The sequence below is a fragment of the Moorena sp. SIO1G6 genome (assembly GCF_010672795.1).
Lineage (GTDB): Bacteria > Cyanobacteriota > Cyanobacteriia > Cyanobacteriales > Coleofasciculaceae > Moorena > Moorena producens.
Map to the genome: position 1 here is coordinate 1 of NZ_JAAHFZ010000104.1, position 10884 is coordinate 10884.

Here is a 10884-nt window from a genome sequence, read left to right on the forward strand (position 1 = left end):
CTATCAGCTATCAGCTATCAGCTATCAGCTATCAGCTATCAGCTATCAGCTATCAGCTATCAGCTATCAGCTATCAGCTATCAGCTATCAGCTATCAGCTATCAGCTATCAGCTATCAGCTATCAGCGATTAGCGCACGCGACTTGAGGTGCTTTTGAATAAAATAAGCTGACCGCTGTTCGCGTAGCGTGGCCTTTGGCCAAGGCTGAAGGCTGACCGCTGACCGCTGACCGCTAACCGCTGAATGCTTAAAAATAAGGATAGAAATTATGTCAATTAAAGTCTACGGTATTCCCAACTGCGGCACTTGCAAAAAAGCATTTAAATGGCTGGAAGATAACAGTGTTGACTATGATTTTATTAACACCAAAGAGCATCCACCAACTGCTGATATGATTAGCAGCTGGGTAGAAGCCTTGGGCTCTAAACCGATGCGTAATACGTCTGGGAAATCCTACCGTGAAATAGGTGAAGAAAAAAAGACTTGGACCGAAGAGCAGTGGGTTGAAGCCTTTGCCAAAGATGCGATGCTGCTGAAACGACCCCTGTTTGTGAAGGATGGCACAGCGGTGTTGGTAGGGTTTAGGGCAAATGAAGAAACGATACGAGAAAAATTGGTAATATAGTATTTTTGTCGTAATTATCAATAGAATAAACCAAACTATCGAGCCCAAGGATGAGTAAAGAAACAGATATAGTTGTAATTGGCAGTGGGATTGGTGGTTTATGCTGCGCCTCTCTTCTAGCTCGCTACGGTTTTAACGTCACAGTCTGCGAGAGCCACTCAATCCCTGGTGGTGCTGCTCACGCTTTTGAGCGCAATGGATTCAAGTTTGACTCCGGTCCGTCTCTTTACTCAGGTTTGTCTTATAGCCCTTCTTCTAATCCTCTGCGACAACTGCTAGATGCCATTGGTGAGGATTTATCTTGGGAAACCTACAAGACATGGGGTTGCCGTTTGCCTGAAGGTGACTTTGACACCTCCGTTGGTGCGGATCAGTTTTGTGAGGTTCTAGCCAGGCTTCGTGGTAAAGATGCTGTAACCGAATGGCGTGAGCTTCAGCGGGTGATGGAACCCCTAGCTAAGGCTGCGATCGCAATTCCCCTCGCTGCCATCCGTTTTGATCTTGGCGCAGTGGTCACCCTCAGCCGATTTGCCCCCTCTTTCCTACCATATCTTGGGAATTCTATCAAGCTCAGAGGACCCTTTAGCCAGATAATGGACGGTGTTCTCAAAGACAACTTTAGCCGTAATTGGCTGGATTTGCTTTGTTTTCTATTATCTGGACTACCAGCGGATGGAACCATTGCGGCAGAGATGGCCTTTATGTTTGCGGAATGGTATCGACCAGGGGTAGTGCTAGACTATCCCATTGGTGGTAGTGGTGCCCTAGTTGATGCCCTAGTGCGGGGATTAGAAAAACATGGTGGTCAGTTGATAGTTAATGCTCATGTTGAAGAAGTGATAGTCGAGCACAACCGTGCCGTAGGTGTGCGTCTGAGGGGCAGCAAAGAAATCCGAGCCCGTAAAACAGTAGTGTCTAATATCTCAGTATGGGATACCCTCAAACTACTGCCAGATTCAGCCATACCAAAATCCTATCGAGCCAAGAGAAACGCCACCCCTGAGTGTGATAGCTTCATGCATCTCCACTTAGGCATTGATGCTGAAGGACTAGAAAAAGACCTAGCCTGCCACTACATTATCGTTAATGACTGGGAAAAGGGTGTTACCGCTCCCCAGAATATAGTAGTGCTATCGATTCCATCCCTTTTAGACCCATCCCTAGCACCACCAGGAAAACACGTGATTCACGTTTATACTCCAGGTAACGAACCCTATGAACTCTGGCAGGGGATGAGTCGTAGCAGTGAAGCCTATGCACAACAAAAGCAGATGCGTGCAGAAATCATGTGGAAAGGATTGGAGCGGATCATTCCAGACATTCGTTCCCGTTGTGAAGTCACTCTAGTCGGTACACCACTGACCCACGAACGCTTTCTGCGCCGCCACCGAGGTTCCTACGGTCCAGCAATTCGAGCAGGAGTTGGCATCTTTCCTGGTCCTGGCACACCCCTACCTGGACTAATGTGCTGTGGAGACTCAACCTTTCCCGGTATTGGTTTACCAGCAGTTGCCGCCAGCGGGATGATTACTGCCAATACCCTTGTACCGGTTTCAAAGCATTTGGAAATGCTGAAAACGATTGGGTTGTGACCTAGATTGGGCAACTATCGTCAGCCGTCAGCCGTCAGCCGTCAGCCGTCAGTGGTCAGCCGTCAGTGGTCAGCCGTCAGCCGTCAGCAGACTTAACTCAGATTAAACCAATGCTTACCTCTTTTATTAAAAAGCACCTCAAGTAGCGTGCGCATTAGCTGATAGCTGATAGCTGATAACTGATAGCTGATAGCTGATAGCTGATAGCTGATAGCTTACCTATAACTAAGGATCACCAACTAGCAAAAAAGCAGCCCAATAATAGGGATGGGTAAAGCTTTGTTTTCCAAATCCTGACAATTCTGAGGATAAAGCAATTTTCTTGCCAGAGCTATATAAGTGATCATTCTCGATCCGGACATTGCCTCGAATCATTGCCAACTGTGCCTGTCGCAAGGCTTCAGTTTTACTCGGTGTCTTGTTCAACTGACGGTAAAACTCTGTAGTCAGCCCCAGAGCCCCTTGGTCACTGACAGACCAAAGGGTTGCTAGAGTGGAGTCAACCCCTGCCTGAAAGGCTGAGCCAGCAAAACCTAGCTCTGCTTCCCGATTTCCCAAAGCGGTTTGGCAAGCGCTGAGTACCAACAACTCTACCGATGGCTCAGAAAACAGATTTTCCACTTGATCGAGCCCCAGTTTTTCGTCCCACATTTGAATATAAGAATTTTCAGGAGCTCCCTGATTAAACTGAGCATGGGTAGCTAAGTGAATGATGCCAAATTTCCGTTTTTTTCGTTGAGCCTTTAAATTTTCCAGAGTGAAGCTTTCGTTGAGAAAATAGTTACCTTTCCACAGTTTGTTGATAATTGTTTGTAACTCGACTTTTACCCAAGGCAAATCCTGTTTATCAGAAAATTGGGAGGCTCCCATCGCCAGCAGTCGCAAGGATTGAACATGGGTAAACCGAGAATAGGTCAAACTAAGGCTAGGCACCAGGCTGACACTATAATTTTCCACTAGATAATTCTTTTGATCGTGGAGAGCAGCCAGGGGTAGGGAGCGCAACCCCTGATCCATGGCAAATATCAGGCTCTCGATCTTATTAGCTTTTAACTCAGCCTCCAACGGTCCGATCAGCCATTGGTAAAGTTGCTGAGCTGGTTTGAGATAATCCTTATCATCCAAGCTTCGGGGATTTATCAGTGTTCGATGAAAGGTCCTAGTCACAGCTAGGACTTCAGCACGATTTGCGTTATAGACTCGCCGCAGAATTGGATTACCGTCTGCTGTGATCAGCAACAGTTCTAGCTGGTCATCGTTTTGTTGTAAGCATTTTTCCGGTTCTAAAGGTAGATCAGAGGGTCGGTAACCAAATCTTCGGTCAATTTCGGCTGCTGGGATTGCTGGAGTTTGGCATCGAGTTCCTGGTAATGTCAGGGAGTTTTGGACAAAACTGACATAAATAACCCCAGTCTTGAGACCCTTCTCCCGCTCAAGCTCACGAATGCGATCGCGCACATCATTCTGAGTAGAAATTTTGGTCTTGAGCTGTCGCAGAAAGTATGCCTGATATTCTTCTGTGAAGGCTTTTTCTATGCCATAGACTAGGTCACTTCTAACGGTCGCCTCCAGTGTGATTGGTTGCTCTACCAATGGTGGAACCTCTGGCGGTGTTATTGATGAGTTATCCGGTGTGGGGATTTTTGAGTCTACCTGTTGTGAAACTGTTAGATCATCCGGTAGTAAAACCGTTACATTCTCTGGTGGTGTACCTGTGCCATCATCCGGTGGTGTGACTGTGCCATCATCCGGTGGTGTGACTGTGCCATCATCCGGTGGTGTGACTGTGCCATCATCCGGTGGTGTGACTGTGCCATCATCCGGTGGTAGAACTGTTACATCATCCGGTGGTGTAACTGTGCCATCATCCGGTGGTGTAACTGTGCCATCATCCGGTGGTAGAACTGTTACATCATCCGGTGGTGTGACTGTGCCATCATCCGGTGGTGTGACTGTGCCATCATCCGGTGGTGTGACTGTGCCATCATCCGGTGGTGTGACTGTGCCATCATCCGGTGGTAGAACTGTTACATCATCCGGTGGTGTAACTGTGCCATCATCCGGTGGTGTGACTGTGCCATCATCCGGTGGTGTAACTGTGCCATCATCCGGTGGTGTGACTGTGCCATCATCCGGTGGTGTAACTGTGCCATCATCCGGTGGTGTGACTGTGCCATCATCCGGTGGTGTGACTGTGCCATCATCCGTTGGATCTCCCGGATTAATAGTAATCTCTCCTTCCGTACCTCTGAGAGCATCTAACCGTGAGTTAGATTCTATTTGTTCTCGTATTGCTTCTGCATCAGCTTCGCTAGTAATGTCAGGAGCGAAGACTATGATATCACCACCATTGCCACCCCTCTGAGCTTGTGTGTTGATCTCAATATTCTCAAAGTTAACATTGTTTGAATCTGGAACGTTAAAGGTTAAGTTACCAGAATCTCCACCGTTTGATGCCTCGGTGATAATTGTGAGAGTCTCACCATTTACCTCAATGCTTCCCTGTGCAGTTTCCAAGGTTACATCACCAGAATTACTACCCCCTGTTTCTGTCGTCCTGATCGTGGTAACATCCGGACGATCATTATTACGGAATATAATGTCGTCTTGAGCTGATAAGATTACGGGTCCAGCATCACCTAAGATTACAGGTGCAGCATCACTCGGATTAGAACTTGTATCGATATCACCAATAGTGATACTCCCTTCAGGTAAATTCTGTTCAAGATTAGAGAATTCTGTCCCTTCTACGGTGACTGATTGATTAGGATCAAAATTAACTGAATTACTCAATTGATCCTCACTCAAACCTGCTCGCAAAATCAGAGAGCGGCGTTGGGTCAAATTCTCAAAATCTGGATCTGAAGTGGGAATCGAGCCAGTGGTGTCTGGCTGTGTGATCTTGATATTTCCCCCCTCAATACTTCCAGTAGACTCTACTTTCAGAGAAGCTCCTGTATAATCGCCAAATTTTACATCGCCTCTAGAGATAATAATCGGGTCATAGAAGCTCAGAAAATTACCTGGTTTACCGGATAAATTCAGAATCGAGAAACTACCACCACTAGCAAAGTGAGCATCTCCGGAAATAATCCCATCACTAACTAAACTGAGATTACCCCCACTCTGAAAGGGTGTCTTGGGATGATTCAGTGCCAGAATATCAATGCCTAAATCCCCCTGAATGTAGAGGTCTCCTCCCGCTATAGCATTGAAGGGATTCTCAACAGTATCCCTTACCACCACTTTATTCTGGGCAAGTAGGTTTAAATCTCCCGTGGTAGACAGCTGGCTTTCTACTAGAGTCAGGTTATTGTTGGCGGACAGGGTTGCAGTCTCTGCCGTTACTTCCTTTGCCGCTACATCCCCAGACTCCAAAGTGATGCCTGAATCCTGCAACGTTACAGTACCATCACCATTATCCTTGAATTCTGTGGCATGACCTACATCAGGGCCAGTTAAAAGTTCAGGCAATTGCACAGGTGTCAAGGATTGTTGGTCAGTGAGTAGGGGGTGAATTTCCAAATTCAGCAAGTGCCCCTCTTGGGTAATTTTCACTAAACTTTCCCCTGGTACAGCAGCTACCGTAATTTTTCCCTCTTGTGCTGCCAGTTCTCCAGTACTGATCACAGTGCCACCCAGTAAGGTTAGGTTATTTCCTGGTGTCACCTCTAGCTGGCCCTGATTGATAATGGCTCCTGGTGTACCTAATGTCTCGAACCTAAATACACTAGGTGTTCCAATTAAGGACAAGTAGTCGTTGTCACCAAAGGCACTAAACCAATTATTATCACCAAAGCCAATATCTGTAGCGGTGGTAGCGGTTAATGATCCTGGAATGTTCAGCTGGGCATCGGCACCAAAAATTATCCCCGCTGGATTCATTAAAAACAGGTTGGCGTTGCCCCCTGTGACTTGGATGAGACCGTTAATCACTGAAGCGTTGCCACCTGTAACCCGATTGAGAATGTTTTTGATACCGGGTTGAGACAAAAAATTAACAATTTGGTCTTGGTCTAAACCAAACTCCTGAAAGCTGTGAAATAGATTAGAGCCATCACCTGATTGAGTACCTCCGTCAATATCAAAGCGATTACCATCTTGGATAACTTCCGTGTCAGTGGTGTGATCGGCTTGAATCGGCTGTGCTATTGTCGGTATAACCCAAAGAGGTCCTGCCAACACATAGAGGACGCTCAGGGATTGACTAATTCTACTCACAGCTAATTTCATCTGGCTTATTCGTAAAATCTTTTTTATTTCGTTATCTTAATCGGTTTTAATTTTAAATTTAAATTGCTGGATAATTAACAAAATTAATCGAATCTTTTATTATATAGTTAAATTTATTGCAATCTTGATAAATTAGGTTTTATAGGATTTAAAAACTTCACAAACACCTGGTAATCTTTATAAAAAAAATACAAATAAATACTAGAGTAGTGGTAAGATTACCCTTATATTTCTACCGTGAAATAAATAATGTAAAATTTGGATTTATTCGTAGAAATTTACCAAATATTATCGTTTTCACAACTCATTTATTATTGTTATCATTAATGGCAATATCAAAAACTATGTCAGTAATCAGCTAAAGGCCTTTGGCCACGCTACGCGAACAGCAGTAAGCTTTGCTGCTAATACGTAAGCTATCAGCAATCAGCAATCAGCAATCAGCTATAATTAATCAGCAATCAGCTATCAGCAATCAGCTATCAGCGCTTTTCATAACTATGAGGTAGATAGGATTTTTTACCTATTACCTATTACCTATTACCTATTACCTATTACCTATTACCTATTACCTATTACCTATTACCTATTAGACATCTCCAAAAATTAACCTCAAACCCTTGCACTGCCTGGGTCAAAACCGAGTTTATGGAGATGTCTATTACCTTGTTTTAAGCTGACCACTGACCACTGACCGCTGACCGCTGACCACTGACCGCTGACCGCTGACCGCTGACCGCTGACCACTCTGGTTAATCACTTCCCAAATAGTGCCTGGAATTTTCGGTTACGCTAATAGGTGATGCGGTTTCTAGCCTAATCAGGTAAACAGCATTTTTTCCCGATTCCCGACTCCCGACTCCCGATTCCCGATTCCCGACTCCCGATTCCCAACTCCCGACTCCCGACTCCCGACTCCTATACCACGAAAAGGGATATGATGGTAAGTTAACCGAATTTGATCTGAAATGTTCGAGAGTCAAACCATTGCTGCGATCGCAACAGCAGTTGTACCCCAACAAGGGAGTATCGGTATTGTGCGACTGTCAGGAAGAGATGCGATCGCAATTGCCCGTACTTTATTCCAGGCACCGGGGCGTCAGGCTTGGGAGAGTCACCGGATTCTCTACGGCTATGTGCGTCATCCCAAAACCCAACAGCTAGTGGATGAGGCATTGCTGCTAATTATGCAAGCTCCCCGTTCCTACACTCGTGAAGATGTGGTAGAGTTCCATTGCCACGGTGGGATCATGCCTGTACAAAAAGTGTTGCAATTGTGCCTAGAACAAGGAGCGAGATTAGCACAGCCAGGAGAATTTACCCTGCGGGCATTTTTGAATGGGCGTTTGGATTTGACTCAAGCAGAAAGTGTTGCTGACTTAGTGGGGTCTCGCTCCCCAGCAGCGGTTCAAGCGGCCCTAGCTGGGTTGCAGGGCAAGCTCGCCACACCCATTCGGGAAGCTAGAGCTACTTGCCTGGATATTTTGGCAGAAATTGAGGCTCGAATTGATTTTGAGGAGGATTTACCGCCCCTTGATCAAGGCGCAATTGTAGCTCAACTTAACAATATCTTAACAGAAGTATCCCAACTATTAGCCACAGCGGATCAAGGTGAGCTATTGCGCACAGGTTTAAAAGTGGTAATCCTGGGGCGACCCAATGTCGGAAAATCCAGTTTATTGAATGCCTGGAGTCGATGCGATCGCGCTATTGTCACTGACCTTCCTGGTACCACTAGAGATGTAGTAGAATCCCAGTTAGTAGTTGGGGGAATTCCGGTACAGGTGCTCGATACAGCAGGAATTCGGGAAACGGCTGACCAAGTGGAGAAGATTGGAGTAGAGCGATCGCGTAGTGCAGCGATGGCGGCTGACTTAGTATTACTGGTGATTGAAGCAACCACTGGCTGGAGTGCAGGAGACCAGGAAATTTACCAACAGGTGCAAGAACGTCCGGTAATTCTAGTAATTAACAAAACTGACCTAGCCAGTGATAAGAGTGAATCTACCCTATGCTATCCTAATACTATAGAGCAAGTAGTGAAGACAGCGGCTGCCTACAATCAAGGGATTGATGCTCTGGAGAAGGCAATTCTTGACGCAGTAAATCGTGGCAACCTGCAAGCCGCTGATTTAGATTTAGCGATTAACCAACGACAAGCTGCTGCGTTGACCCGGGCGAAAATGTCTCTTCAGCAAGTGCAAGAAACTATTGCAAAAGAGTTACCCTTAGATTTTTGGACGATAGATTTGCGTGGAGCAATTCAAGCCTTGGGAGAAATTACAGGAGAGGAAGTAACCGAATCAGTGCTTGACCGCATTTTCAGCCGTTTCTGTATTGGGAAGTAATATTAAGTTTGTTTGATTACTTGTAAGCATTCAGCCGTCAGCTATCAGCTAAAGGCCTACGGCCACGCTACTTGAGGTGCTAATGCGCTACTGTTCGCGCAGCACCTCAAGTAGCGCAATCCCTGCTAAAGGTCTGTGGCCACGCTACGGGAACAGTTTATGCCCATAGCGTACGTTACTAATGGTGCTTTTGAATAAAATAAGCTGTTCGCGTAGCGTGAGCTTTTAGCTCACGGCTGACGGCTGATAGCTGAATGCTTACGATTACTTATCTTATTACTGGGCTGCTAATGGATAGTGAATAATGGGTAATCAGCAAAAGGCAATTATCCATTATTCACTATTTTTTACCTCTTCCCTCTTACCAGCTCTGTTCGCGTTCGCGCAGCGTCTGGCTCTGCCAGTAAGCGTGGCTCACGGCCTTAGCTCCCTAAAAACCTCACCCAAATCAGAATTGCTCTAAAACTTAGAGACTATTTATAAAGTAAATCTTAAGAAATATAGAGTACTTAATAGGGGTGAGTTAAGGCAGACAGCTCTCGCTACAGGTGAGCTTTTAAAGTACTCGCCGCCTATCTCACCCTACGCAATAATTTAAGCTTTATTTAACTTTAACTAACTTTAACCTTTATTTAACAAAAAGTCTCTAAGAGACTGAATCTAGAAGCTTGTCTTAAATGCTAAAAGCTTGACTATGACTACAGCCCCCCTTAATAAGCTGTTACACACTTAACTGGCTAGCTGGCGTAGATAGTAGATGGGGAGAGGGTTTTGAGGTTTTTTTCTAATTGGAAAATAGGCAATTTAAGCGATGCAGCAAGGGAACAGGCGGTTTCCCCCATGAGCGACGGCATCAAGAAAATGCACAGCAGCTTAAGAGGGAAACTTTGAACAGATGAAAGTCCCCCGTGGCATAAATGGCAAAACCTCTGGTTGAGAAACACCCTTATATATCACGAATCCATTGTAATTACTTAATAATTAGTTGTTTTATATTTTATTATGTGTTTTTTTTTAAAAAAATGTAAACAAGTAACCAGTATTGAATTTATTTCCCCTATAGTTAATTTTTGTCAGCCTTATAAAAAAAAGGAGTTTTGATGTTAACTGCTCAGGCAATTAAAATGCCCGAATTTGATAAATCAATTACTGATTATCAGAACTTACTGGAGCAAAACAACTTTATTTATGTGGAAACTGAAGACCCCAATTTTGACTGGATCGAATTTTCAAAATTGGTCACAGGTGGTGAGTTAATCCTGCAATATGGGCAACCGATTTTCTATGTCAGATATGAACCAGAATTGATGAAATTTTCCGATGCCAGAGGTGAAAGGCGTTTGCTTCCTCATACAGAAGCCAGCGATTATCAAACCCCACCGAACTATCTAGTGCTTTGGTGCAAAAAGCCTTCTGATTGTGGTGGTGGGATGACCACGTTGGCTTATGTGGAAGGATTCCTGAAGACTCTTACGGAAGAAGAAAAGAAAAAACTCATGGAGACTCGACACCATTTTGGTGCCACCAGGGGAGTCCACGCCAACCGCACCAAGGGAGCAATTCATCCGATCCTGTCATTTGAGGGTAAGAAGCCTGTTTTCCGCTTTTCTTGTAACTATATTAAATACGGTGACTACAGCCCCGATCCAGAGAACCTAAAGCCCTTTACTCCCGAGCCGTTTTTGGGAGAAATTGCCGACCGATTTCTAGCGTATTACGAAGAAAATCACATGGCTATTCGGATGAACCAATACTCATTGTTGCTTTGGGACAACAAATGTATAGCACATTCAAGAACCACCTATAGCGATCCCACTCGAGAACTACAACGCATCTTCTTACGGAACTCCTAAGGCTGAAAGCCCCGTGTTTTTAAACCGGGGATGAAAGACCGTAGCGACTTGAGTCGCCGAGTTGACAATACCTTGGCGCTAGGGTGTAATTAAAGCAATTAAAGCATAGGGTACAGGCTGAGAAACCGCAGGCTGAGCCGGGAGAGAGACCCGTAACTTACCGACCTGAAAGTAGTAATGCCCGGAGGGCTTGAAGTTACCGTAAGTAGAGTGGAGCCTTTATAGTCGGCAG

At 45.2% G+C, this 10884-nt stretch carries 6 protein-coding genes; 4 read left to right on the forward strand and 2 right to left on the reverse strand.

The genetic code is table 11. The features are described from left to right. The first annotated feature begins 269 nt into the window (after positions 1-269). Together F6K63_RS35410 and F6K63_RS35415 are read left to right on the forward strand one after the other, a co-directional pair. Positions 270-626 (forward strand): Spx/MgsR family RNA polymerase-binding regulatory protein, encoded by a 357-nt coding sequence (locus F6K63_RS35410; RefSeq protein ID WP_008179116.1) that lies wholly within the window; start codon positions 270-272, stop codon positions 624-626. A gap of 50 nt (positions 627-676) precedes the next feature. After that, positions 677-2218 carry a phytoene desaturase family protein gene (locus F6K63_RS35415; RefSeq protein WP_008179114.1) on the forward strand — a complete coding sequence of 514 codons (1542 nt, stop codon included), beginning with the start codon at positions 677-679 and terminating at the stop codon, positions 2216-2218. Between the two features lie 225 nt (positions 2219-2443). On the opposite strand, the gene F6K63_RS35420 is transcribed toward F6K63_RS35415, so the two are convergent. Beyond that, positions 2444-6451 (reverse strand): CHAT domain-containing protein, encoded by a 4008-nt coding sequence (locus tag F6K63_RS35420; protein WP_287314798.1) that lies wholly within the window; start codon positions 6449-6451, stop codon positions 2444-2446. A gap of 752 nt (positions 6452-7203) precedes the next feature. Next, on the reverse strand, positions 7204-7434 hold the full coding sequence (locus tag F6K63_RS35425) for a hypothetical protein (protein ID WP_131826988.1): 231 nt from the start codon (positions 7432-7434) through the stop codon (positions 7204-7206). Between F6K63_RS35425 and mnmE the strand changes: the two genes are divergently transcribed. Further along, positions 7420-8799, forward strand: coding sequence for a tRNA uridine-5-carboxymethylaminomethyl(34) synthesis GTPase MnmE (mnmE, locus tag F6K63_RS35430; protein WP_287296342.1), 1380 nt, complete (start codon positions 7420-7422; stop codon positions 8797-8799). The two genes, F6K63_RS35425 and mnmE, sit on opposite strands and share 15 nt — an antisense overlap. 1100 nt (positions 8800-9899) lie before the next feature. Next, complete coding sequence (locus F6K63_RS35435; protein WP_008179108.1) at positions 9900-10652, forward strand: TauD/TfdA family dioxygenase; 753 nt, start codon at positions 9900-9902, stop codon at positions 10650-10652. Positions 10653-10884: the final 232 nt, after the last annotated feature.

Coding starts and splice junctions, on each gene's coding strand:
- F6K63_RS35410 (WP_008179116.1), top strand. CDS start 270: ATGTCAATTAAAGTCTACGGTATTCCCAACTGCGGCACTTGCAAAAAA.
- F6K63_RS35415 (WP_008179114.1), top strand. CDS start 677: ATGAGTAAAGAAACAGATATAGTTGTAATTGGCAGTGGGATTGGTGGT.
- F6K63_RS35420 (WP_287314798.1), bottom strand. CDS start 6,451: ATGAAATTAGCTGTGAGTAGAATTAGTCAATCCCTGAGCGTCCTCTAT.
- mnmE (WP_287296342.1), top strand. CDS start 7,420: ATGTTCGAGAGTCAAACCATTGCTGCGATCGCAACAGCAGTTGTACCC.
- F6K63_RS35435 (WP_008179108.1), top strand. CDS start 9,900: ATGTTAACTGCTCAGGCAATTAAAATGCCCGAATTTGATAAATCAATT.